The organism is Solwaraspora sp. WMMD792, assembly GCF_029626105.1.
GTDB lineage: Bacteria > Actinomycetota > Actinomycetes > Mycobacteriales > Micromonosporaceae > Micromonospora_E.
In genome coordinates this window covers 3,714,513-3,738,810 of sequence record NZ_JARUBH010000009.1, presented here as the reverse complement: position 1 = coordinate 3,738,810, position 24,298 = coordinate 3,714,513, and the positions used below count along the sequence as shown (strand labels likewise).

At 73.4% G+C, this 24,298-nt stretch carries 21 protein-coding genes; 14 read left to right on the top strand and 7 right to left on the bottom strand.

From position 1 onward, the window contains the following. Positions 1-4: 4 nt before the first annotated feature. A complete protein-coding gene (locus O7629_RS17795; protein ID WP_278170470.1) occupies positions 5-1,588 on the top strand; it encodes a hypothetical protein in 1,584 nt (527 codons plus the stop codon). Positions 1,589-1,606: 18 nt separating this feature from the next. After that, positions 1,607-1,885: a hypothetical protein gene (locus O7629_RS17790; RefSeq protein ID WP_278170469.1), complete on the top strand. Its 279-nt coding sequence runs from the start codon at positions 1,607-1,609 to the stop codon at positions 1,883-1,885. On the opposite strand, the gene O7629_RS17785 is transcribed toward O7629_RS17790, so the two are convergent. Then, complete coding sequence (locus tag O7629_RS17785) at positions 1,886-2,983, bottom strand: prenyltransferase (protein WP_278170467.1); 1,098 nt, start codon at positions 2,981-2,983, stop codon at positions 1,886-1,888. A gap of 186 nt (positions 2,984-3,169) precedes the next feature. Here O7629_RS17785 and O7629_RS17780 point away from each other — a divergent pair, with 186 nt between their 5' ends. Then, positions 3,170-4,885 (top strand): Hsp70 family protein, encoded by a 1,716-nt coding sequence (locus O7629_RS17780; protein ID WP_278170466.1) that lies wholly within the window; start codon positions 3,170-3,172, stop codon positions 4,883-4,885. Between the two features lie 16 nt (positions 4,886-4,901). Here O7629_RS17780 and O7629_RS17775 read toward each other — a convergent pair whose 3' ends face one another. The 4 genes from O7629_RS17775 to O7629_RS17760 are packed head-to-tail and all read right to left on the bottom strand — an operon-like array spanning position 4,902 to position 8,203. Further along, positions 4,902-5,552 (bottom strand): acVLRF1 family peptidyl-tRNA hydrolase, encoded by a 651-nt coding sequence (locus tag O7629_RS17775; RefSeq protein WP_278170464.1) that lies wholly within the window; start codon positions 5,550-5,552, stop codon positions 4,902-4,904. A 4-nt stretch (positions 5,553-5,556) separates the two neighbouring features. Beyond that, positions 5,557-6,519 carry a hypothetical protein gene (locus tag O7629_RS17770; protein ID WP_278170463.1) on the bottom strand — a complete coding sequence of 321 codons (963 nt, stop codon included), beginning with the start codon at positions 6,517-6,519 and terminating at the stop codon, positions 5,557-5,559. Further along, a complete protein-coding gene (locus tag O7629_RS17765) occupies positions 6,516-7,883 on the bottom strand; it encodes a hypothetical protein (RefSeq protein WP_278170461.1) in 1,368 nt (455 codons plus the stop codon). Before O7629_RS17765 ends, O7629_RS17770 begins: the two co-directional genes overlap by 4 nt. Continuing rightward, on the bottom strand, positions 7,880-8,203 hold the full coding sequence (locus O7629_RS17760) for a DUF6403 family protein (protein ID WP_278170459.1): 324 nt from the start codon (positions 8,201-8,203) through the stop codon (positions 7,880-7,882). Before O7629_RS17760 ends, O7629_RS17765 begins: the two co-directional genes overlap by 4 nt. A gap of 174 nt (positions 8,204-8,377) precedes the next feature. On the opposite strand from O7629_RS17760, the gene O7629_RS17755 reads away from it, so the two are divergent. The 4 genes from O7629_RS17755 to O7629_RS17740 all read left to right on the top strand — a co-directional run bounded on the left by O7629_RS17755 (position 8,378) and on the right by O7629_RS17740 (position 16,115). Continuing rightward, positions 8,378-10,186 (top strand): ABC transporter ATP-binding protein, encoded by a 1,809-nt coding sequence (locus O7629_RS17755; protein WP_347403677.1) that lies wholly within the window; start codon positions 8,378-8,380, stop codon positions 10,184-10,186. After that, on the top strand, positions 10,183-11,922 hold the full coding sequence (locus O7629_RS17750; protein ID WP_278170458.1) for an ABC transporter ATP-binding protein: 1,740 nt from the start codon (positions 10,183-10,185) through the stop codon (positions 11,920-11,922). Before O7629_RS17755 ends, O7629_RS17750 begins: the two co-directional genes overlap by 4 nt. An 81-nt stretch (positions 11,923-12,003) precedes the next feature. Next, positions 12,004-15,192, top strand: coding sequence for a DEAD/DEAH box helicase (locus tag O7629_RS17745; RefSeq protein WP_278170457.1), 3,189 nt, complete (start codon positions 12,004-12,006; stop codon positions 15,190-15,192). Next, entirely contained in the window at positions 15,189-16,115 is a 927-nt protein-coding gene (locus tag O7629_RS17740) for an SWIM zinc finger family protein (RefSeq protein WP_278170456.1), read from the top strand. Before O7629_RS17745 ends, O7629_RS17740 begins: the two co-directional genes overlap by 4 nt. Positions 16,116-16,160: 45 nt before the next feature. Here O7629_RS17740 and O7629_RS17735 read toward each other — a convergent pair whose 3' ends face one another. Further along, positions 16,161-16,412 carry a DUF3040 domain-containing protein gene (locus O7629_RS17735; protein ID WP_278170454.1) on the bottom strand — a complete coding sequence of 84 codons (252 nt, stop codon included), beginning with the start codon at positions 16,410-16,412 and terminating at the stop codon, positions 16,161-16,163. 304 nt (positions 16,413-16,716) lie between these two features. Next, complete coding sequence (locus O7629_RS17730; RefSeq protein ID WP_278170453.1) at positions 16,717-17,463, bottom strand: bifunctional DNA primase/polymerase; 747 nt, start codon at positions 17,461-17,463, stop codon at positions 16,717-16,719. Between the two features lie 299 nt (positions 17,464-17,762). Between O7629_RS17730 and O7629_RS17725 the strand changes: the two genes are divergently transcribed. The 7 genes from O7629_RS17725 to O7629_RS17695 all read left to right on the top strand — a co-directional run bounded on the left by O7629_RS17725 (position 17,763) and on the right by O7629_RS17695 (position 24,220). Then, positions 17,763-18,998, top strand: coding sequence for a helix-turn-helix domain-containing protein (locus O7629_RS17725; protein ID WP_278170452.1), 1,236 nt, complete (start codon positions 17,763-17,765; stop codon positions 18,996-18,998). A gap of 48 nt (positions 18,999-19,046) precedes the next feature. Next, positions 19,047-19,613 carry a flavoprotein gene (locus O7629_RS17720; RefSeq protein ID WP_278170451.1) on the top strand — a complete coding sequence of 189 codons (567 nt, stop codon included), beginning with the start codon at positions 19,047-19,049 and terminating at the stop codon, positions 19,611-19,613. A 62-nt stretch (positions 19,614-19,675) separates the two neighbouring features. Then, on the top strand, positions 19,676-20,599 hold the full coding sequence (locus O7629_RS17715) for a Nif3-like dinuclear metal center hexameric protein (RefSeq protein ID WP_278170450.1): 924 nt from the start codon (positions 19,676-19,678) through the stop codon (positions 20,597-20,599). Beyond that, entirely contained in the window at positions 20,596-21,336 is a 741-nt protein-coding gene (locus O7629_RS17710; RefSeq protein ID WP_278170448.1) for a C4-type zinc ribbon domain-containing protein, read from the top strand. Before O7629_RS17715 ends, O7629_RS17710 begins: the two co-directional genes overlap by 4 nt. 8 nt (positions 21,337-21,344) lie before the next feature. After that, a complete protein-coding gene (locus O7629_RS17705; protein WP_278174573.1) occupies positions 21,345-22,565 on the top strand; it encodes a bifunctional RNase H/acid phosphatase in 1,221 nt (406 codons plus the stop codon). Positions 22,566-22,642: 77 nt separating this feature from the next. Next, positions 22,643-23,404: a sulfite exporter TauE/SafE family protein gene (locus O7629_RS17700; protein WP_278170447.1), complete on the top strand. Its 762-nt coding sequence runs from the start codon at positions 22,643-22,645 to the stop codon at positions 23,402-23,404. A 201-nt stretch (positions 23,405-23,605) separates the two neighbouring features. Beyond that, the gene (locus O7629_RS17695) at positions 23,606-24,220 is read left to right on the top strand and encodes a histidine phosphatase family protein (RefSeq protein ID WP_278170445.1); all 615 of its coding nucleotides are present in this window, start codon (positions 23,606-23,608) and stop codon (positions 24,218-24,220) included. Positions 24,221-24,298 lie beyond the last annotated feature (78 nt).

Sequence of the window (24,298 nt, the reverse complement as noted above, 5' to 3'; positions counted from 1 at the left end):
TCCGATGGCGGACTACACCCAACCTGACGTCGTATCGAAGCGTGTCCGCTTCTTCGACGGGCAGTTCCTGGAGGACCAGGACTTCATCGACGAGCAGAAGTTCCACCTGGACCGCGAGCGCCGGCAGAGCCGGCTGCTGCGGCTCACCGGCGTCAGCGACGGCCTGACCCTGACTGCTGCGGACGAGCCGTCCACGGTCACCGTCTCCGCCGGGATGGCGGTCGACGCCCTGGGCCGGCACCTCGTCCTGGCCGTCGGCACCGATATTGCGCTGGGTTCGGGATTCGCCAACCAGCAGAACGTCGAGGTGCGTCTGGCCTACCAGGAGTCCCCGACGGACGTGGGACAGACCGGGGACGGCGGGGTAGGTGCCCGGCGCTGGGAGGAGCGGCCGAAGGTCGTGGCGGTCGCCCCGAACGGAACGACGGCGGTCGCCCCCGCCGAGGCCCCGCCCGAGCTGGAGGGACCGACGGTGCTGCTCGGCCGGCTCACGGTGGCCGCCAACGGCGACGTCACGGTGGACCCGACCGCCGCCCACCGGTCCAGCCTGTCGATGGCGGGCGGTATCGGGATCGGCACCGACGCCGTCGGTGGCGGCCTGGACGTGGGCGACTTCGACCCGCAGGACCGGCATCTGACGTTCCGGTTCGCCGACGACGATCAGCGTCGCGGCGGGATCCGGTTCTGGGCCGGCGCGGCCAACCAGGGCTTCTCCATCGAGTACGACGGACGGTCGGCCGCCGGGCATGGCCTGCACGTGCGGACCCACGACTCGGACCCGGCCGGAACGACCCGGCTCTTCGTCGACGCGAACGGCCACGTCGGCATCGGCACCACCGACCTGTCGGGTGCCGACGGCTGGGGTCGGGTCGTCGACGTGGTCGGCACGGCGACCACCAAGCTGTCGGTCCGCACAGCGAAGGTGGACGGCCGGGTGATGGCGCACGACACCGGGATGTTCGGTGCGCCGGCCGGGATGATCGTGGGCACCGGGACGGCGAGCCCGCTGACGCTGGTCACCAACCAGGCCGCCCGGCTCACCGTCAACCCGGCCGGCCAGGTCGGGGTCGGCACCGACGCCACCGGTGGGTACCAGTTGGCTGTCCGGGCCGAGCACCGGCATCTGCTGTTGCGCCGGGACGCGCGCGACGTCGAGCCGGGACAGAAACTCGTCTTCCTGGAGTTGCTACAGGCTGACACGGCCGCGCACACCGTGCCGCCCACGCCGCTCGCCATCCGGTTCCACCACGGTGGCCGGTACGCGTACCAGCTCGAAGTGGACCCGGCCGGGTTCCACTTCAGAGCGGGCGATGGCGAATATCGCGGTATCCACGCCGGGCAGGTGACCGCGAAGACGGTGCGGATCGGTGACGTCGTCATCGGTGAGCGCGAGCTGAAGATCCTGAAGAAGCTGGCCGACAACGAGTTGGTCTGCAAGCTGCGGAACACCTACTACGACAGCTACATCTGGGACGGCGCCAGGAAGTTCGACGGCGGCCCCTACTTCCACGCGTTGACGTGGATTCCGGGGCAGCCTGCGGCCTCGCACACGAAAACGTTCTGGCAGTTCGAGATCTCCGACCAGTGACAGCCGACCCTCGACGGGATGGATCAAGACATGCGGGAGCAATTGGCGCAGCGGGTCGCCGAGTTGGAGGCCGAGCTGCGCGCCGGCCAGCAGATGCTCGCCGAGGTGGAGGCCAGGCGGGCCGACATCCAGCAGACCCTGTTGCGGATCACCGGCGCCATTCAGGTGCTCAACGAACTCCTGGCCGCCGAGCCGCACACCGGGCCGGCGGTCGCCGACGCCGACCGGCGGGCGGCCGACGGCGCCGGTCCGGCACCGACGGCGGTGCCGGACCAGTTGGTGCCCCAGCCGCTCTGATCAGCGGCGGTCGACCGGTGCGCTGGTCGGGCGGGTCCGCCCGGCCAGCCACAGCCGGTGGGCGAACAGGCCCAGGTAGCCGGCGAGCACCGCGCCGAGCAGGGTGAGCGCGCCGCCGTCGGCGCCGGTGCGGGCCGCGTCGAGCAGGACGCCGAGCATCGCCGCGCCGACGATCAGCGAGACGTGGTTGGAGGCCCAGAAGACCACCGGGGTCATCCGCCGCTGGTCGAGGTCGCGCATGTCGCCCCGGCGCAGCCGCAGCACCAGCCAGCCGGAGATCGCCGCGGTCGCCGTCATCGGCGCCCAGACCAGCCAGGGCACCCAGCCGGCCAGGGCGAATCCGGTCAGCGCGGCGTACGCGACCGGCTGGGCGGTGACGATGACGCGTACCGCCCGGTCGTAGCCGATGATGACCGGGACGGTGCGCTTGCCGACCTGCTCGTCGGAGCGACGGTCGCCGAGGTTCATCACCATCATCCGTACGGTCTGCAGCAGCGCGGTCGGGGCGAGGATCGCCAGCAGCAGGACCGGCACGGTGCCGGTCTGCAGCAGCACCGCGACCACTGGCCACAGCCCGTTGAGGATCGCCGCGACGGTCACCTCACCGAGGCCGCGGTAGTTGAACCGGCCGGGCGGCGCGGTGTAGAACCAGGCCAGCACGATGGCGGCTGTGGCGGCCAACCGGGTCGGCCAGTCCGGCATCGCGACGATCATCAGTTGCGCCACGGCGGCCAGCACGAACGCGGTGCCCAGCGCCACCACCGGCGGCACCAGACCGTCGACGAGGGCCCGGCTGCCGCCGGTCCACGGGGTGAAATAGACGTTGGCCCGGTCGGCCGCCAGATCGAAGTACTCGTTGCAGTAGTGCGTCATCAGGTGGACCGTCCAGGCGAACAGCTGCGCCAGGACGTACCAGCCGAGGTGCAGCGGATAGCCCTGGTGCACCGAGACCGCCACCGCGAGCCCCACCGGGAGCAGGTTGTAGAGCAGGAAGCGCAGCCGGGCCAGCCGGATGAACCCGTGCCAGTCGGTCCGGCCGGTCTGGTCGGCGCGTTCCCCGACCGGCGGGTCGGTGATCGGTCGGCTCGTCACAGTCATCGTCGGGCACGCCTTCTGTAGTCGGGTCGTCACCCGATCCTGGTGGAGAAGTGTTACCGGACGGGACCAATGGATGTAGACCCTGGTAAATGTCCCAGGTTGCCGCCCGACGTGGCGGTCGGCAAGGTACGTTCGGCGCAACGGCCACTGTGGCCGACGAGCGTCGCCGGCCTAGACTTCAGACCGATGGGAACAAGCCCGGCCGGCTCCGGCGAGGTGCACCTCGGCGTCGACATCGGCACCTACAACACGGCTGCTGCACTGCGGGGCCGGGACGGTCGCGTTCAGCCGGTGCTGTTCGACGGGGCGCCGCTGCTGCCGTCCGCCGTGTTCGTCGACGGTGACACGACGCTCGTCGGACCCGACGCCTGGCACGCCGCGATGACCCGGCCGGCGCAACTGGAGCCCAACCCCAAAAGATGCATCGACGACCGGTACGTCCTGCTCGGTGCGCAGGAGGTGCCGGTGGAGACGCTGCTCGCCGCGCTGCTGCGACGGGTGCGGGTCGCCGCCGAGCAGGCGGCCGGCCGGGTGGACGCGGTGACCATCGCCTACCCGGTGGCCTGGGGGCAGCGCCGGCTGGCGACGCTCACCGCGGCGGCACGGCTGGCCGGCCTGCCGGAACCGGCGACGGTGCACGAGCCGGTGGCCGCCGCCGCGCACTTCGTGGGGCTGCCGGACGTCCGGCTGGCCGAGGGACAACTGGCGCTGGTGTACGACCTCGGCGCGGGCACCTTCGACGCGACCGTGATCCGGCGCTCGGCGGCCGGATTCGAGGTGATCGCCAGCCAGGGCCTGTCCGACGCCGGTGGGCTGTACATCGACGAGGCGGTCGCGGCGTCGATCAGCGCGAACCTGCGACCCGACGATGCCGCCTGGCGCTGTCTGCGCAGTCCCAGCACACCGACGGAGTTGCGGGCCAGGCGGATGTTCCTCGACGGCGTCCGGGTCGCCAAGCAGGTGCTGTCCCGAGCGGCGGCGACGTCGGTCCACGTCCCGATGCTGGAGACGGAGGTGCCGCTGGGCCGGGAGCAGTTCGAGACGCTGGCCCGTCCGGTGCTGGACCGGACGATCGCGGCGAGCCGGGCGACCCTGCGGGACGCTCAGCTCGCCGAATCGGACCTTGCCGAGATCTTCCTGGTCGGCGGCTCGACCCGGATCCCGCTGGTCGGCACGTTGCTGCACCAGGCGTACGGCCGTCCGCCGGTGGTGCTCGACCAGCCGGAGCTTGCCGTGGCGTACGGCAGCGTCGCCGCGCCGCCCCGGCCGGTGAGTCCGCCTCCGGCCGTGAGTCCGGTGCCGGCCGTGAATCCGCCTCCGGCCGTGAGCCCACCGCTGGTCGGAAGGTCGCTGTCGGTGCGTGGCACCCGGCGGATGCTGGCCGTCGCGGTGACCGTCGTACTCGCGGTGACAGCCGGGGTCGGATACCTGGTCATGGAGCAGCGGGACGACGACCCTGACGGCGGGTCGCCGCAGACCGGGCAGGACCAGACCCGGCAGCCCTCGACCGACCCATCGGAGTCGGCCAGCCCGCTGGCTGTGGCGCTGCCGACCCCGACCGGCGTGCCTACCTCGTTCGCCGGCCAGTGGAGCGGGATCGTCGACCAGCCCACCGGCACGGTCACCTCGTGGAGTCTGACGGCGACGTTCGCGGCCGGCGCCGACGGCGGGACCTTCCGGTCGACCAGTCTCGGCTGCGAGGGCACTCTTACGATCATCGAACCGCGTCCGACGAGCCGGGAGATTCACCTCCGTCAGCGTACGACGGTCAACTCGCGGTCCCTGTGCGTCGGCGCGGCGCAGTGGACGCTGATCCTGCAGGAGCCGGACCGGGCGGACATGCACTGGGTGGATGCGGGCTCGCCGAGCAACACCGGCACCGCGACGTTCGTCCGTTCCTGAGCCGACGGCGTGCGGCCTACGGCACCAGGTGGATGCGGACGCGGCGGGCGGCGACTGCGGCGTCCTGCAGCACGGCGAGCCGTGGCTCGGGGCAGTCCAGCAGGTGCGGGTGGCGCATCGGCAGCAACGGTGCCAGCCGCCGGTCGGCGAGGACCGCGTCGACCATCAACCGGTCGCCGCCGCAGACCAGCGCGCGGATCGGCTCCTCAGCGTCGGCGGGACAGTATGGCAGCAGCACCCGGGCCACGATGTCGGCGGCCCGGCCGGCCGCCGCCGTCGCCTGGTTGTCGCGTCGGCGGGCGTACCGCTGCTGTGACTGCCCGCCGGCGGCGGTGCGTCCCTGCACGTAGTGGCGCTCCACCTTGGACACCGCAACATTGGTGCCGTCGACGACACCGACCGCCACCGCGCCCTTGCGGGCCAGCAGCAGGCCGATGCGCGGCGGCCGGATCAGTGCGGTGAGCAGACCGTCGACGTCGGTGATCCCGTCGACTCCGGGCGGCGGATGCAGGGTCGCCGTGTCGCCGTTGCTGGCCCCGGTCAGGGTCAGACCGTCCTCGGCGGCGCCGTCGTGCCGGCCGTAGAAGCCGTCCAGCCAGCCCCGCAGGCGCTCCGGGGAGATTTCCACCCACCGGCCGCCGCCGGCCGCCGGCCGCGCGCCGCGCATCCGCTCAGCTCCCCGGTACGGCGGGCGAGTCGGCCAGCTCGCGGCCACGTCCGATCAACTGCTCCAGCCGGGCGGTGAGCCGGTCGACATCCGGCCCGTCGGCCCGGTCGGCGGCGACGATGTCGGCAAGCAGGTCGGTGTAGTCCATGGTGAGTCGACGGTACCGTCGGACGAAGTCACCTCGCTCCCCGGTGCCACCGACCGCGTCTTGTTTGCCGCCGGCCGTACCTCGTTCCGCCCGCGCGTACCGGCGGTCCAGGTCGATGATCTGCTGGCCGAGCACGGCAGCGGCGGCCGACAACCGGCTGCGGCTGTCCGCCAGCTGCTGCCGGCGGGCCCGCCGCCGGTCCGCTAGCCGCCCGGCCCGCCGGGCGGCCAGCCAGATGCTCGCCGCGCCGACGCCGACCGCCGCGACCGCAGCGGCCGCGACCAGGAAGCGCGGCAGCGACGGGCTGATGGTGCGGGCACCGTCGGGGACGATGTCGGCCCGTACCAGCAGGTCGTAGTTGACCACCATCACCTTGACCGCCTCGACCGGCTCGTCCGGGAACTGGTCGGCGCCCCGGCCGATGGTCGTCTCGGCGACCGCCGCCCGGCCGAAGTTCGCGTCGTCGCGGCCGGGCAGCCAGGCGCAGCCGTACGTGTCGTAGCCCTCGTCGTCGACCTCCCGGCTCAACGCCAGCACCAGCGTCCCGTCCGCCGCCCGTTCCGTCGCCCGGCAGCCGTCGCGCAGATCGGCACCGGGCTCCAGGAAGAGCACGACCAGCCGCCGGTTGCCGATCACCTGCTCGGCCGCCGGCTCGTCGAGCTCCACCCCGGGGGCGGCGTACACCGAGGAACCCCGGACCTCGCGGGCGATCGGGCCGTCGAGGACACCACCGGACCACAACGCCCAGCCGGCCAGCGCCAGGCAGGCCAGCGTGGCCAGGCCGAACGGCGTACCGATGAACCGCGTCAACCGGATCATCCGAGCCTGCTCCGCAGGTAGACGTCCGGGCGGTAACCGTCGAAGCCCAGCAGCCGGGCGGTGCCGTCCAACTCGTCCTCCGCCTCGTCGAGCAGGGTGTGCACATGCCGGTCGGGCAGGTCGTCGTCGAGCGCGGCGCGGGCCGCGCCCAGCCTGCCGATGCCTCGGGTCAGCGGCGCGTCGCTGGCGCCGCCGGGCACCGCGGACATCTCCACGGCCAGCGCGGTCAACCCGGCCAGCCGGGCCGGGACCGTGCTGTGGCCACGCACGCTGCGCCGCTGCCCGGCCGGGTTGTCGGCGCGCAGCACCGACCGCACCGACAACACGAGGAACAGCACCACGCAGCCGGCGAACAGCCACGGCAGGGCCGGCAACGCCACCCGGAGCGGATCGACCGGCTGGTACGGCAACGGCCGGTCGAACAGTCCGGCGTACCGCACGTCGGTGACCCGGTTCAGGTACGCGTCGAGCACGTTGGTCTGCGGGTAGTCGTAGCGGCTCAGCCGGTCGCTGAACTGGCCGTAGAAGCTGGCCGCGGCCACCTCGGCGAACTCGTCGGCGGCCGGCCCGTGGTACTCGACCCAGTTGCCGTACTGCACCACGATCGGGTCGCCGGGGAAGACCTCGGCCAGCGCGGGACCGTAGTTCGGCACCGGTTCGCCGAACGGCTGTCGCGGCAGAGCGACGTATCGCACCGTGCCGTCGGGGAAGGCGTCCGCCGCACCCGGCCGCGGCGCGTCGGCCAGGGTCGCGCCGTCGGCGACGTGCCGTTCGGCGGTACGCAGGTCGCCGACGACCACGCCGAGTTCCGCCGGGGTCGGGTCCCGCCAGGCGAAACCCTCCTCGTCGGCCGGTTTCGGCTGGTCGGTGAGCGCGGCGATCAGGACGGTCAGCAGGCCGGTGACGTCGCCGGTGGCGAACTGCCCGCGCCAGCTGTCCAGATCGGTGGAGTACGCCTGGTAGAAGCCGCCGCTGACCTGGGTGCCGATGATCCGTACGGTGGCGTTGTCGACCTCGCGGACCCGATCGCGTTCCGCCTCGTCCAGGCCGGGCGGGGCGACCAGAATCCGCACGTCGGCGTCGCCGATGACGGCGGCCACCCGGTCGTCGTCCCACTCGGCGACCGCCCCGGGAAGGCGGACCACCGGGTCGGCCGCGACCAGCGCGGTCATCTCCTCGACCGACGGCACGCTGGCGTCGCTCAACTCGCCGGCGCTGCCCTCGGCGATCGTCGCACGGGCTGGCGACTGCCCGTAGCTGACGTCGATGTGCTGCCGCTGTGCCAGCAGGAAGACCACCAGGACTGCGACGGCCGCTGTCAGGGCGCCCCAGCGCACCACCTCGGTGCCGACGGCGCGTCTCATGCCCGGTCCTGCGATCCGGCGGCGGTACGCCACAGCTTGTCGGCGCGCCGGGCGTAGTCGGTGGCGGCGCGGGCTGCCGCCGGTCCACCCCGGTCGGCGGCGAGGGTCTGCGCCCGGGTGAGCAGCTGCTCCGCCTCGGCGACCGGCCGGGGCGCGGCGTCGCGGCTGACCGTGGCCGCGTCGATCGCGGATCTCGCCGTCGACCAGGAGACGCGCCGGGCGTTCTGGTGCGCCCGACGTCGGGGCAGCGTCGCCGTGACGTATCCGGCGGCCACCAGCACGGCAGCCCCGACCGGCCACACCAGCCAGGACCATCCCATGGTCGACCCACCCCCATGATCGAATCGTCGGACTGCCGCCGATTCTGCACGACCGGTGCCAGCTGCCCGGTCGCGGCGCGGCCCAGCTCAGCGGTGCCCGGTGACCGACGACACAGCCGGCCGATGGGGGAAAATGCGTCGGCGACGTGAGTTGGGACGTTTTAGCCTGGGCGGGTGCCGCCGCTGATCCCGCACCCCGATCCGGGCAGTCCCGATATCCGGGGGCCGGTGCGCTACCTGTGGTGGCTGGTGTGTCGCCAACCGTGGCGGGTGCTGCGCGGCGCGTTGCTCAGTACGGTGTGGATGGTCGGCCTGGCCGGTCGGCCGTATCTGGTGGCCCGGGCGATCGACGACGGACTGCGCCCTGGCCGGTGGGCCGTACTGGCGTGGTGGGTCGGTGCCGTCCTGGTCGCCGGGGTGCTGATCTCCGTGGTCGGTGTGTTCCGGCACCGCACGATGACCTACATCCGCGAGGACGCCACCGCCCGGTCCGCCGGGGTGCTGTCGCGGCAGTTGGCCCGCATCGGCGCGGTGCTGCCGAGCCGGCTCGCCACCGGCGAGGTGGCCACCGTCGGCGGCACCGACATCACCCACACCTCGCACGTGCTCACCCTGACCGGGCCGGGCGTCGGCGCGGTGCTGGCGTACCTGGTGGTCGCGGTCCTGCTCTGGACGGTCTCGCCGGTGCTGGCGGCGGTCATCCTGATCGGCGTGCCGGTCGTCGCGGCGCTGCTCGGCCCGCTGCTGCGCCGGTTGGACCGGGCCGAGCAGACCTACCGGCGGGAACAGGGCCAGCTCACCGCCCGCGCCGGTGACATCGTCGCCGGGCTGCGGGTGCTGGCCGGGGTCGGCGGTCGGTCCCTGTTCGCCGACCGCTATGTCGACCACTCCCAGCGGCTGCGTGGGCACGGCTACCGGGTCGCGGCGGTGAACAGCTGGATCGAGGCGCTCACCGTCACCGTCCCCGGCCTGTTCCTCGCCGCCGTGGTGTGGATCTCCGCCCGGATGGCGGTCGCCGACGAGATCACCATCGGGGAGCTGGTCGCCGTCTACGGGTACGTGGCCGCGCTGACCGTCCCGGTCTGGTTCCTGCAGGAGGGCAGCTACCAGTTCATCCGGGGCCGGGTCGCGGCCCGCCGGATCGTGGCCCTGCTGCGGCTCACTCCCGACCCGGTGACGGACCTGGCGGAGGGGCACACCGCCGCCGCCCCACGGCAGCCGGCCGACCTGCACGACCCCGACAGCGGGTTGACCGTGCCGGCCGGACGGATGATCGGAGTGGCGGCCGACGACCCGGGCGACGGGCAGGCCCTGGCCGACCGGCTGGGCCGGTTCCGCCGGTCCGGGGTGACCTGGGGCGCGGTGCCGCTGGGCGCGGTCGCGCTCGACGAGGTGCGGGCCCGGATCCTGGTCGCTGACCACGACGCGTACCTGTTCGCCGGCACGCTGCGGCAGATCCTGCAGGGTGCGCGGGCGGACGAGCCGGACGCGGCCGGTGACCGACGGGTGCGGGCGGCGGTCCGGGTCGCGTCCGCCGACGACGTGGTGACGTCGCTGCCGGACGGCCTGGCTACCCCGATCGGCAGTCGCGCCCGTACCCTCTCCGGCGGCCAGCGCCAGCGGGTCCGGCTGGCCCGGGCGCTGCTGGTGGAGCCGGAGGTGCTGATCCTGATCGAGCCGACCTCGGCGGTTGACGCGCATACCGAGGCACGGGTCGCCGACCGGCTGCGCGTGGCGCGGGCAGGCCGGACCACGGTGCTGGTCACCACGTCCCCGCTGCTGCTCGCGGCCACCGACACGGTGGCGTACCTGCGCGGCGGTCGGGTCGTCGGGATCGGCGGCCACCCGGAGCTGCTGGCCGGCGACCCGGACTACCGAGCGCTGGTCGCCCGGGGCGGCGAACTGACCGACGCGGCCGGACCGACGCTGGGGCCGATCGTGGGGCCGACTGCAGGGGCGTCGCCCGGGGCGGGGCAACCGTGACCGCCTCCGGTCGGTTGCCGGTGGCCGATCCGCGTACCGTCCGGCGGGCGACCGGTGAACTACTCGGTCAGCAACGCTGGGTGGTCGTCGGCATCCTGGTGCTGCACGTCGGCGCGGCCCTGGCCGGCCTGGCCGGGCCGTGGCTGCTCGGCCGGATCGTCGACGTGGTCACCGCCGGCGCGTCGGTGGCCGCGGTCGATCGGCTGGCGGCGGCGCTGATCGGGTTCGTCCTGCTGCAAGGGCTGCTCACCCGCTTCGCCCGGTACGTCGGGCTGCGCTTCGGCGAACGGGCGGTCGCCCGGCTCCGCGAGGACTTCGTGCACCGCGTCCTCGGACTACCGGTGTCGGTGGTCGAACGAGCCGGCACCGGCGACCTCGCCACCCGCAGCTCCAGTGACGTCGCCACGGTCGGCACCATGGTCCGCGATGTGGTGCCGGTGGTGGTGATCGCCACCGCGCAGCTGGTCCTGCTGTTCGGTGCGGTGTTCTGGCTGCATCCGCTGCTGGGGCTGGCCGGCCTGATCGGCCTGCCGTCGATCGTGGCGGTGACCCGGTGGTACCTGCGTCGGGCGCGCCCGGCCTACCTGACCGAGGGCGCGGCGATGGCCGCGTTGACCGACGCGTTGACCACCACCGCCGACGGTGCCCGTACGGTGGAGGCGCTGCGGCTGGGCGACGAACGGATCCGCGCCGGCCGGACCCGGATCGCCGACCTGTGGGCCGCCCGGCGGGCCACCCTCGCTCTGCGTTCGGTGTACTTTCCGGTGGCCGAGGCCAGTGTCGCGCTGCCGATCGGTGCCGCGTTGCTGGTCGGCGGGCTGCTGCTGCACCGGGAGACCGTCACCCTCGGCGCGGTGGTCGCCGCCGCGCTCTACCTGCAGCAGGCCGTCGAGCCGTTGGACACCATCCTGCAGTGGATCGAACAGGCCCAGCGTGGGCTGACGTCGTACGCCCGGGTGCTCGGCGTCGGGCAGGTGCCGCCAGAGCCGCGTGGCCGGAACGCCACGCCGACCGGCCGTGAGGTGCGGGTGACCGGTCTGACCTTCGGCTACGGCGGCGGCGTCGACGTGCTGCGCGGCATCGACCTGACGGTGGCCGCCGGGCAACGGCTGGCGATCGTCGGCCCGTCCGGGGCGGGCAAGTCCACCCTGGCCCGGCTGATCGCCGGCATCGAGGCGCCCCGCGACGGCGCGGTGCTCCTCGGCGGCTGCCCGGTCACCGACCTTGACCCGGCGCAGCGGCGCCGCCGGATCGCCCTGGTCACCCAGGAACACCACGTTTTCATCGGTACGCTGCGCGACAACCTGCGGTTCGCCGCCCCCGAGGCGTCCGACCAGGCGTTGCGGTCCGCGTTGGTCACCGTCGGTGCCGACTGGTACGCCGACCTGCCCGCCGGCCTGGACACGTTGCTCGGCGACGGCGCGCTCGACCTGCCGGCCGCGCACGCCCAGCAGGTGGCGCTCGCCCGGCTGGTGGTCGCCGATCCGGACATCCTGATCCTGGACGAGGCGACCGCCGCACTGGACCCGACCACCGCCCGCCGGACCGAGCAGGCGTTGGCGGCGGTACTGGCCGGGCGGACCGTCATCGCCATCGCGCACCGGTTGAACTCGGCCCACGACGCCGACCGGGTGGCGGTACTGGACCAGGGTCGGATCACCGAGCAGGGCAGCCACGACGAGTTGATCGCCGCCGACGGCGCATACGCCGCCTTGTGGCGCTCCTGGCACGGCTGACCGCCCCCCCGGCGGTGGCGTCGGCCGTACCAGCCGAACCACCCGTACCATCGGCGCAGGTGCGACGGCGAAGGAGTGAGTGTGCTGGTGGTGCAGGGGCTACTCGGCCCCGCCGGTCGGCTCGCCGTCTGGGCTGAGGACTCGACGTTGCCGTCGGCGCCGCCCCGGCGGCCGGGGCGGCCGCCGCGCCGCCGACCGCATCCGTTCGCCGCCGGACACGAGACCCTGGTCGCCGCGCTGAGCCCACTGCTCGGGCCGGTGGCGGTGAAGGCGGTCACCGGCAGTACGGCGGTCCGGCTGCCGACCGTCGCCGGTGCTCCGGTCGAGTCACCGGAGCTGGTCCGTACCCAGTCCGACGCGCCGACCACCGGGCTGGCCCGCGACGGCGGCCACGCCGACTGGCTGGTGTCCACCCTGGAGTTCGACGCCGACGAGGCGTTGCCGGTGCTCTGCACTCTGCACGACGTCGATCCGGCAGCCGACATCGCGCCTGGCGACGGGCTGCCTGGCGACATCGCGCCGGGCGACGGTCTGCCGGGCGGGTTGGTGATCGGCGCCGGGGTGCGCCACCTGGCGCTGTTCGCCGGGTTCGCCGCCGAACTGGTCGCCCGGGGCCGGGTGCTACCCGCCGTCCGGCCCGGCGCGGCACCCGGGTCGGCCACCGCCTGCTGGCTGCCGCTGCTGACCGGTGTCGACCAGCGGTGGGCCCGGTCGCTGGCGTTGGCCACTCCGGCGGCGGCGCTGGCCGCCGGGGCGCCCGGCACCGGACACCGGCGGGTCGCCGAGGCGCTGGACGCGCTGACCGACGCCGCCGCCCGCGCCGCGCTGCACGGTGTACGGCTGGCCGAGGGCCGGGCCCGGTCCGGGCCGTTGGGCGCCCGCGACGCCTGGCTGACCGCGTTGACCGGGCCCCGGCGGGACTTCACCGCCCCGGTCGCGGCACTCGACACGCTCGTCGCCGAGCTGGAGCACTGGCAGCGCGACGCGGCTGGCGGCCCGGTGCGGGCCCTGTTCCGGCTGCGCGAACCCGAACGCGACCCCGATCCCGCCACCGACGGTGACGGCACCGACGGCGACGGCACCGTCGGATGGCGGTTGGAGTTCGCGTTGCAGGCCACCGCCGAGCCGAGCCTGCTGGTCGACGCCGCTGCGATCTGGCGCGGCGGCCGGCAGCTCCAGCCGCTCACCCGGCACACCGCCGACCCGCAGGAGACGCTGCTGGCCGAGCTCGGCCGGGCCAGCCGGCTGTGGCCGGCCATCGACGACGCGCTGCGCACCGCCACCCCCGACGGGATGGACCTGGACGTCGCCGCCGCCCACCGGTTCCTGCGCGACGGCGCGCCGGCCCTGCACGCCGCCGGGTTCGGCGTCCTGCTGCCGTCGTGGTGGCGGCGGCCCACCGCCCGACTCGGTGCCCGGCTGCGGGCGAGCAGCCGTACCGCCCCGGGCACCGTCGCCGTCGACCGCGACTTCGGCACGTCCGCCCTGGTCGACTACCGCTGGGAGGTCGCCCTCGGCGACCAGCCGCTGACCGAACAGGAGCTGCGCGACCTGGCCCGGGCCAAGAGCCCGCTGGTACGGCTGCGCGGCGAATGGGTCGAGGTCGACCCGACCCGGCTCGCCGCCGGACTGAAACTGCTGCGCTCCGGCGGTGAGCTGACCGTCACCGACCTGCTGCGGGTCGCTCTCGACGGCGACGGCGACGGTGCCGCGCTGCCGCTGCCAGTGCTCGGCATCGACGCCGACGGGGCGCTCGGTGACCTGCTCAGCGGAGAGGTGGAGCGCCGGCTCACCCCGGTGGCCGAGCCGGCCGGTTTCCGGGGCCGGCTGCGCCCGTACCAGCAGCGGGGTCTGGCCTGGCTGCGGTTCCTGGACTCGTTGGGACTCGGCGGGGTGCTCGCCGACGACATGGGACTCGGCAAGACCGTACAGCTGCTGGCGCTGCTCGCCGCCGACGAACCCGGCGCCGGACCGACGCTGCTGATCTGTCCGATGTCGCTGGTCGGCAACTGGCAGCGGGAGGCCGCCCGGTTCGTGCCGGACCTGACGGTGCACGTGCACCACGGCGCCGACCGACCCCGTGGCCCGGAATTCGTCGCGGCGGTGACCGGCGCTCGGCTGGTGGTCACCACCTACGCGGTGGCCGCCCGGGACGCCGCCGACCTGGCCGGGGTCGGCTGGCACCGGATCATGGTCGACGAGGCGCAGGCGATCAAGAACGCGGCGACCCGGCAGGCCGTCGCGGTCCGGTCACTGCCCGCCCGGCACCGGGTAGCGATCACCGGTACGCCGGTGGAGAACCGCCTCGCCGACCTGTGGTCGATCATGGAGTTCGCGAATCCGGGCCTGCTCGGCGGCGCGGCCAGTTTCCGCCGCCGGTACGCCGAACCGGTGGAACGCCACGGCGACGCCGAGGCCGCCCAGCGGCTGCGCCGGATCACCAGCCCGTTCGTGCTGCGCCGGCTCAAGACCGACACCTCGATCATCTCCGACCTGCCGGCCAAGTTGGAGATGGAGGTGGTGTGCAACCTCACCGCCGAGCAGGCGTCGCTCTACCAGGCCGTGGTCGACGACATGATGGGGCGGATCGAGTCCAGCGACGGCGTCGAGCGTCGCGGCCTGGTGCTGGCCACCATGACCAAGCTCAAGCAGATCTGCAACCACCCGGCGCAGTTCCTGCGCGACGGCTCGCACCTGGCCGGACGCTCCGGCAAGCTGGCCCGGCTCACCGGGATCCTCGACGAAGTGTTGGCGGCGGGGGAGAAGGCGCTGCTGTTCACCCAGTACGCCGAGTTCGGCGCGATGCTGCGCGGGTACCTGTCGGCGTACACCGGTCGGGAGGTGCTGTTCCTGCACGGCGGTCTGGCCAAGGCGGACCGTGACGACCTGGTGGCCCGGTTCCAGGCCGGTGGCGACGCCGACGGCGACGGGCGCGCCGGTCCGCCGCTGTTCGTTCTGTCGTTGAAGGCCGGCGGCACCGGGCTGACCCTGACCGCCGCCAACCACGTGGTGCATGTGGACCGGTGGTGGAACCCGGCGGTGGAGGACCAGGCCACCGACCGGGCGTTCCGGATCGGCCAGCGGCGGGCGGTGCAGGTCCGCAAGTTCGTCTGCGCCGGCACCGTGGAGGAGAAGATCGCGGCGATGGTGACGGACAAGCGTGGCCTCGCCGCGACCGTCGTCGGCAGCGGCGAGCAGTGGCTGACCGAGCTGTCGACCGCGCAGCTGCGGGAGCTGTTCACATTGGAGGCCGGGGCGGTGGTCGAATGAGCTCGTTCGCCGATTTCGGCCGGCCCCGGAGGGTCGACGGCGGGCTGCGGGCCCGCAGCACCCGGGGTGCGATCGGTCAGTCCTGGTGGTCGCGCCGCTTCGTCGACGTGCTGGAGTCGTTCGCGCTCGGCACCCGGCTGACCCGGGGCCGCTCCTACGCCCGGGCCGGGCAGGTGCTCGCCCTGACCGTGGCACCTGGCGTGGTGACCGCCCAGGTACAGGGTTCCCGGCCCCGCCCGTACCAGGCACGGATCGGGCTGCGGCGCTACGGCGACACGGTGTGGCGGCGGATCGAGCACACTCTGGCCGGCCAGGCGCTGTACAGTGCCCGGCTGCTCGCCGGCGACCTGCCGCCGGAGCTGGAGCAGGTGTTCGTCGCCGCCGGGGCACCCCTGTTCCCGGCCGGGGTCGACGAGCTGGCGATGAGCTGCAGCTGCCCGGACGCGGCGGTGCCGTGCAAGCATCTGGCCGCCACCTGCTATCTGCTCGCCGAGGAGTTCGACACCGACCCGTTCCAGATCCTGCACTGGCGGGGACGGGACCGGGCCACCCTGCTGCGTCAGCTGCGGCTCGCCCGGGGCGGTGGTGACGGTGCGCCGTCCGTCGACGGTGCGCCCTCCGCCGGTGCGCCCTCCGTCGAGACTGCCCCGCCGTCCACCGACTCCGGTGAGCTGCCGGTGAGGTCCCCGGTCGGTGCCGGCCCGGCGCTGGCCGGCCTGTCCGAACCCGTCGCCACGTCGGACGCCGGATTCTGGCGTGCGCCGGTGCCGCTGCCGGACCGCGAGCCGGTCCTGCCGGCCCGCGCCGACCTGCTGCTGCGCCAGCTCGGCGCGCCGTCACCGGCGATCGGCGGTCCGGGCCTGGCGACGGTGCTGGGCCGGGCCTACCGGCGGTTCGCCGAACCCGCACCGGCCGACGACTGACCCGGCTACCAGCGGCGGGCTCTGGCTACCAGCGGCATGCCCTGGCTACCAGCGGCGGGCCCGCAGCGCGAGCAGACCGGCGGCGGTGAGTGCCACCGTGCAGATCGACGCGGCGATCCAGCCGCCGAACAGGGCGAGCAGCGGCACCACCGCCCAGAGCAGCACACTGGCGATGATCGCCGCCCGGTTCCGCCGGTCGGCGGCCTGATCACCCAGGCGGGCGACGAAGTCCGGATCGGTCGTCCGCAGATGGCGGGCGATCTGGTCGAACCGGCGTTGATCCTCCCTGCTGAGCATGGTGTGCCTTCCCTCCGAACGTCCCAAACGGCCGTGGCGTGGTGGCTTCGGTGGCGTGGTGCGGTAGCGCGCTGTGCCTATCGAACGATGCGTACCGAACGATGCGTACCGAACGGCCATCGGGGCATTACCCAATCGCCCGCCGCTCACGCAGCCCGGTCCTGCAGCTTCCGCCTCAACCGGCAAACAGGACGGCCGCCGGCCCGGGACCGCGCGGTCCCGGGCCGGCGGCCGCCGGGAAGATCCGCCTACCCGGGTGAGTACCCGGGCCGGTGGAGTCACCCGCAGGTGACCGCTGGGAAGGTCACAACGCCCGGCGCAGGGTGGACGTCTGCCGGGGAACGAAAACCGCGGCCGCCGGAGCGAGCGGTACGGCGAGCGGTACGGCGCCCGGCAGCGGCCCGACCGGCGCGCTGCGGGGCTGCGGCAGCCGTGGTGGCGCGGCGGCGGTTTCCCGGGCGGCGACGATGATCCGCTGTACGGCGTACGAGTCAGGTAGCCGCCAGCCGACCTCGTCCGGATCGACCGCCCAGCGGACCGGCCCCTGCGGCAGTACCGTCGGTGGGGCGGGGATCCAGGAACCCGGGCCGTGCTGGATGACGTCCAGCGAATCGGCCAGCTCCGGGCGCAGCGCGTCACCCGGGCGTACCAGGAACATCCACCGCCCGGTCGGGGTGACCGCGACCGGCCCGCGCAGCTGGCCCCGGCCGGGTGCTGCGGCACCGCCACGCAGCCGCAGCGTGCACAGCGTCCGCAGGCCGAGCCGGGCCGGCACGTCGAGTACGTCGAACGCCTGTCCGGTAGTCAGCAGGACGGTATGCGGCTGCTGGCGCCACCACGAGCCGACCCGGTCGCGCTGATCGCTGGCGTCCCGTTCCCAGTGCTGCAACGCCGGATGGCAGCCTGTGGTGGGACAGCCGGGGCGGTCGCACCGGAAGCGCCCCTGGTGCAGGTATGCCCCTGGCGTCACCGGCCAGCCGTGCCTGGCGTAGCGCAGCGCGCCGCGGCGTAGCCGCAGACGGACGAAAGGCGGTTGGACCGTCCACCGCATGATCGAGATTCCTCCAAGACATCTGGGTGCCGGCCGGACCACTCGCCGGGTCCGGCCGGTCGGATCAGGGCAGCCGGATCCGGCGTGGCCGGGACGGGTACGCCCCCGGCGACACGCCGGAACTTTTCGACTGCCAACCCTTTGCAAGTTGCATCGAAAACTACGACGATCTGTGATGGACCTAACGCACTGCCTGTGCGATGAGCACGGTCAGTGGTCCCGGTGTCCGGGGGGATGCCGCATCGACCAGCACGTTTGCCGGCTCCTAGGTGCCCGGCACCGCGAGGGGGAACATGAGCGTGGAAGAGTTACCCATCGGTCGACGGGTCGCCTACTGGCGTGGCCGACGCAAGATGTCCCAACAGGTGTTCGCCGACCGGCTCGGCAAATCCAAGAGTTGGGTGGACAAGGTCGAACGGGGGGTGCGCCGACTGGACAAGTTTTCGGTGATCCACGAGATCGCCGACGTGCTACAGCTCGACGCGCAACTGCTGCTCGGCAAGGACCCGGAGCGGCGGCCGGAGAGCGTCACCTGCATAGACCAGGTGGAGGTGGAGGAGATTCGGGCCGCACTGGAACGCTACGACTCGATCAGTACGTTCTTCCGACCCACGAACAGCCTGCCGCCGCTCGCCGAGATGCACAAGGCGACCAACCACGCCTGGCTGACCTTCCAGCACGCCAAGTACGGGGTGCTGGCCCGGGCACTGCCCCGGCTGCTGCGTGACGCGCAGGCCGCCGACGCCCACTACACCGGTGACGACGACGACGCGCAGCAGGCGGCGAGTCTGCTCGGCCAGCTCTACCAGATCGCCTCGTCCACCCTGCGCAAGCTCGGTGAGTACGATCTCGCCTGGCTGGCCGCCGACCGGTCGATCGCGGTGTCGCACCGGGCCGGCGACCGGCTGCTGACCGGGGTGGCGACCTGTCGGGTCGGCAACGCGCTGCTGGCCCTCGGCCGGTCCCGTGCGGCCCTCGAAGTGAACGTGAACATCGCCAACCGGCTGGCCCCGGCGGACAGTCGCAGCAGCACTCCGGAGCAGCTGTCCGTCTACGGCCTGCTGCTACTGCAGGGTGCGATGGCCGCCGCCCGGCTGGGCGACAGCGCCACCGTCCGGGACCTGGTCAACGGCGCCGACGATGCGGCGCGGGCGCTTGGCGAGAACCGCAACCATTACTGGACCTGCTTCGGCCCGACCAACGTGCAACTGCACCGGGCGGCGGCCGCCGTCGAGCTCGGTGAGGGCCGGGCGGCGGTCGAGACCCACCAGGCGATCATGGAAGATCCGGGATTCAGCGCCCTGCTGCCGGAACGGCGGGCGCACCATCTGCTCGACATCGCCCGCGGCTACGCTCAGTCCGGCGAGCTGGAGAAGGCCACCGAGATGCTGCTGGAGGGCGACCGGCTCGCCCCGGCGGAGATCCGTTGCCGACCGGTGGCCCACGCCGTCATGTCCGACGTGCTGCGCCGCACCCGGGGTACGCCGTCGGCGCCGGTCGCCGAACTCGCCGAACAGATGGGGGTCGGCGTGTGACCCGACACCCCGCGACAGCCACGTACCCATCGACGGAGAGGTGACGGTGTGACCCCGGCCGGTGCCCGGATTCTCTACGTGATCGCTTGCGGCAGTCCAGCCTCCCGTCATGTCGGGAGGCTGGTCACGCTGGCCCGACAACGCGGCTGGTCGGTCTGCGTGGTGGTCACCCCGGACGGACGCAAGTTCGTCGACCTGCCGGCGCTGGCCGCACAGACCGGCCACCCGGTGCGGGTCGACTACAAGAACCCCGGCGACCCGGATGTGCTACCCCCCGCCGACGCGATGATCATCGCTCCGGCCACCGCCAACACGATCAACAAGTGGGCCGCCGGGATCACCGACACCCTCGCCCTCGGACTGGTCGTCGAAGCACAGGGCAAGGGCCTGCCGATCGTCACACTGCCGTTCACGAACACCGCGCTCGCCCGGCATCCGGCGTTCCAGGCAAGCGTCGCCCGGCTGCGCGACTGGGGGGTGCGGGTGCTGCTCGGTGACGACGTGCTGCCGTTGCGGCCGCCCGGTGAGGGGGACCAGATCATCGACCGGATCCCCTGGCACCTCACCCTCGAGGCCCTCGACGAGCAGTTGCCCGCCGGCACCACCCACGGCTGACCGGGACGCCGCCGCGCCTGAACGTCCGGAGCGCGGCGGGCGGATGGGTAAGCTGGGCCGCCGTGGACACAACTGCAGCATCACCGGTACGGGTCGCCGACGTGGCCGCCGCCGTCGAGCGGCGCTACCCGCCGGCCTGGGCTGAGCAGTGGGACCGTGTCGGCCTGGTCCTCGGCGAACCGGATGCCCTGGTACGGCACGTGTGGTGCGTCGTCGACTGCGTACCGGAAACCGTCGCCGAGGCGGTCGGCGCCGGCGCCGACATGATCATCGCCCACCACCCGCTGCTGCTGCGCGGCGTCTCCTCGGTCGCCCCCACCACGTACAAGGGGCGGATCGTCCACGACCTGATCCGGGCCGGCGTCGCGCTGTACGTCGCGCACACCAACGCCGACGTGGCCCGACCCGGGGTCTCCGACGCACTCGCCGACCGGCTCGGCCTGACCGACCTGCGGCCCCTGGTGCCGGCGGCACCCGGCAGCCCGGCCGCCGCCGTCGCCGGCCAGGGCGCCGGCCGGATCGGCACGCTGCGCCAGCCGCTCACCCTCGCCGCGCTCACCCGGCACGCCGCGGAGGTGCTGCCGGCCACCGCCTGGGGGGTGCGGGCCGCCGGCGACCCGGGACGCCTCGTCACCACGGTGGCGGTCTGCGGCGGTGCCGGTGACGCCTACCTGGCCGCCGCGACCGCCGCCGGAGTTGACGCCTTCCTGACCGCCGACCTGCGCCATCACCCGGTCAGCGAACAGATCGCCAGCGGCGGCCCGACGCTGCTCGACGCCGCCCACTGGGCCACCGAACGCCCCTGGCTGGACGACCTCGCCGCGTACCTCACCGGCGAACTCGGGGTCGACGCCACCGTCTCCGACCTCGACACCGACCCGTGGACGCTGCACACACCGTCCGCCGGCCGCCCCCGCGTGGCAACCAGCGCCACCCCCACCCGTTCCGCGCCCGCCGCATCCATCCATGAGGAGCCCCATCCGTGAAGGCAGACCCGCAAGCCCAGCGCCGCCTGCTCGACCTGCAGGCGATCGACACCGCGCTCGCCCAACTCGCCCACCGGCGACGGACCCTGCCCGAGCACGCTGAGCTGGACGCCCTGGCGCGGGAACTGTCGGCGTTGGAAGACGAGCGGGTCCGCGCCCAGGTCGCCGTCGACGACCTGGACCGCGACATCGCCCGGCTGGAACGCGACGTCGACCAGGTCCGCGCCCGCAAGGACAAGGACCAGGCCCGGCTCACCGCCGGCTCCGGCCCGGCCCGGGAGTTGGAGGCGCTGCAGCACGAACTCGCGTCACTGACCCGCCGGCAGACCGAGCTGGAGGACGCCGAACTGGAGCTGATGGAACAGCGGGAGACCGCCCAGGCCGCGCTCGACCAGGTCACCGGACGCATCGACAGCGCCCGGCAACGGCGTGCCGAGGTCGAGCAGACCCGGGAACGCAACCTCGCAGAGATCGCCAGCGAGGAACAGTTCAAGACGTCCGCCCGCGCCCCGCTGGCCGGCGACCTCCCGGCCGACCTGGTCGCCCTCTACGACAAGATCCGGGAAAACTCGGGTGGGCTGGCCGCCGCGCTGCTGCGCGCCGGCCGCTGCGGCGGCTGCCGCCTCGAACTGTCCGCCACCGAACGGGGCCGGATCAAAGCGGCCGACCCGGCCGAGGTGGTTCGCTGCGAGGACTGCCGTCGGATCATGGTACGGACTGCCGAGTCGGGCCTGTGAGCGCCGCGATGCGGGTCGTCGTCGAAGCCGACGGGGGTGCCCGGGGCAACCCCGGGCCCGCCGGGTACGGGGCGGTGGTGCTCGACGCCGACACCGGGACGGTGCTCGCCGAACGGGGCGAGGCGCTCGGCGTCGCCACCAACAACGTCGCCGAGTACCAGGGGCTGATCGCCGGGCTGCGGGCCGCCGCCGAGATCGGCGCCACCTCGGTCGACGTACGGATGGACTCGAAGCTGGTCGTCGAGCAGATGTGCGGCCGGTGGCAGATCAAGAACCCGGGGCTGCGGCCGCTCGCCGCGCAGGCCGCTACACTGGTCCGCGAGTTCGACTTGGTCAGGTTCAGCTGGATCCCCCGGGAGCAGAACAAGCGCGCCGACACCCTGGCCAACCAGGCGATGGACCAGGCCGCCGGCAAACCGGCCAAGGCCACCAAGGCTCCGCCGGCACCTGCTGCGTCTGCGGCGTCGGTCGCGTCGGCTGCCGCTGCGGCCCCGGCGGCCTCTGTCGGATCGGTCGTCGAGGTCCAGCCGTCGATGTTCGCCGTCGCCGGGGCCGGCGACGCCCCGGCCGCCTCCTGGGAGCCGCCGACCACCGCCACCGCCACCCGGCTCATCCTGGTCCGGCACGGCGAGACCGGGCTGAACAAGCAGAGCCGCTACTCCGGGCGCGGCGACGTACCGCTGTCCGAGCAGGGCGCGGCGCAGGCCACCGCCGCCGCCGCGCGGATCGCGGTGATCCGGGCCAAGGTCGACGTCATCGTCTGCTCGCCGCTGTCGCGCTGCGTCGACACGGCGCGGTCGATCGCCGCCGAGGTCGGCGACCCGCCGGTACGCGCCGAAGCCGACCTGATCGAGTGCGACTTCGGCGAATGGGAGGGCCGCACCTTCGCTGAGGTGCGGGAACGCTGGCCGGCCGAGCTGACCGCCTGGCTGGCCTCCACCGAACTGTCCCCGCCGGGCGGGGAGTCGTTCGCCCAGGTCGCCGGCCGGGTCCGCCGGGTGGTGCGGGAACTGCTCACCGCGTACCGGGGAAAGACCGTGGTGGTGGTCTCGCACGTCTCCCCGCTGAAGATCATGCTGCGGGACGCGCTGGGTGCCGGGGACGCGCTGCTGCACCGGCTCTACCTCGACCCGACCGGCATCTCGGTGATCGACACCTGGCCGGACGGCGGCGTGGCGGTACGTACCGTCAACGACACCGCCCACCTCGCCGGCATCGCCACGCCCTGACGCCGGGGCCGCCGCTGCTGGCGTTGGCCTGGCCACACCGGGGCGTGGTGTGGCCGGTGCGCCGCTAGCCTCGCAGGATGGATCTTCCCGCGTTCGCGTTGCTGGTCGGGGCCGGGTTGGCGGCCGGCACCGTCAACGCGGCGGCCGGCGGCGGCTCGTTGATCACCTTCCCGGCGTTGATCGCCGTCGGCCTGCCGCCGGTGTCGGCGAACGTCACCAACGCGATCGCGGTCTGCCCCGGCTATGTGGCCAGCACCGTCGGCAGCCGCGACGACCTGCCGCGCCGACGCGGACTGTGGCGCCTCGTCCCGACCGCCGTCGCCGGGGCGGTCCTCGGCTGCGTCCTGCTGCTGATCACCCCGCCCCGGGCCTTCGAGCTGATCGTGCCGTTCCTGGTGATCAGCGCGGCGGCGGTGCTCGGCTTCCAGAACCAGCTGCGGCGTATCGTCGGGGAGCCCAAGGATCTGCCAGCCGGGCGTGAACAGCTGTCACTGCAGGCGATGACCTTTTTCTGCGCCGCGTACGGCGGATATTTCGGTGCCGCGCTCGGGGTGATGCTGGTCGCCGGCCTGGCCCTGGTGCTCGACGAGGCGCTCAACGGCGTCGTCGCGTTGAAGAACCTGCTGTCGGCGGCGGTCGGGGTGACCACCGTCGCCGTGTTCGCCATCTTCGGCCCGGTCGACTGGGTCGCGGCGGTGACAGTCGCCCCGGCCACCATCGTCGGCGGCTACGTCGGCGCGCGGGTGGTGCGCAAGCTGCCGCCGACCGTGCTGCGCTTCGGCATAGTCGCCTTCGGCGTCGGTATCGGCGTCCTGCTGCTGGCCCGCGCCCTACGCTGACCCGCTCTCGGCGCGCTCACCGCAGAGCCTGCCCGCGCTGACCGCCGAGCCTGCTTTCTCCTGCCGGCGCTGACCGCCACTCCGCAGGGTCCGCGCTCGAGTTGAAGGCCAGATACCCTATCTGCCGCCAATAAGGTCGCTGACCTTCAACTCGAGCGCCCGGGCCCACTGACGGCGACGGTTGGCCGGGATGATGATCGGATGGCGCGGACGCTGTTGTACCTGGTCCGGCACGGCGAGCAGGACAGCGACGAGACCGGGTCCGACCCAGGCCTGTCGGAGCTCGGCCGGCGCCAGGCGCGCCGGCTCGGTCAGCGTCTGCGTGCTGTGCCGTTCGACGCCGTCCACCACGGTCCGGCGGCGCGGGCCGCGCAGACCGCCGAGGAGATCGCGGCTTTCCTGCCCGGGATCGCGGTGCACGAGTGTCGGTTCGCCGCCGACGTGACGCCGGTGCCGGCTCCCGGGCGCGCCGACCAGGCGGTGCCGCAGCGGTATGCCGATTTCGTCGACGCGGTCCCGGAACAGGAGCGCGACCCCGGCGCGGTACGGGCACAGGCAGCGGTGAACCACTGGGGGCGGGTCGGCGACGTCGACCGGCACGAACTGGTGGTGACGCACAACTTCGTGATCGGCTGGGCGGTCCGGCACGCGCTGGACGCGCCGTACTGGCGGTGGCTCGGGCTGAACCAGTTCAACTGCGGGTTGACGATCGTGCAGTGGCGCAGCGATGCTCCGCCGACCCTGGTGAGCTTCAACGACATCGGCCACCTGCCGCCGGGCGAGCGGGGCCAGCCACCGATGGAGTTGCTGACCTGAGCCGCCTGGCTGTTGCCTGTCTGTTGCCTGGCTGCGGGCGTAGGTCATGCGGTGGATCTAGAAGGATTTGGCCGGTAT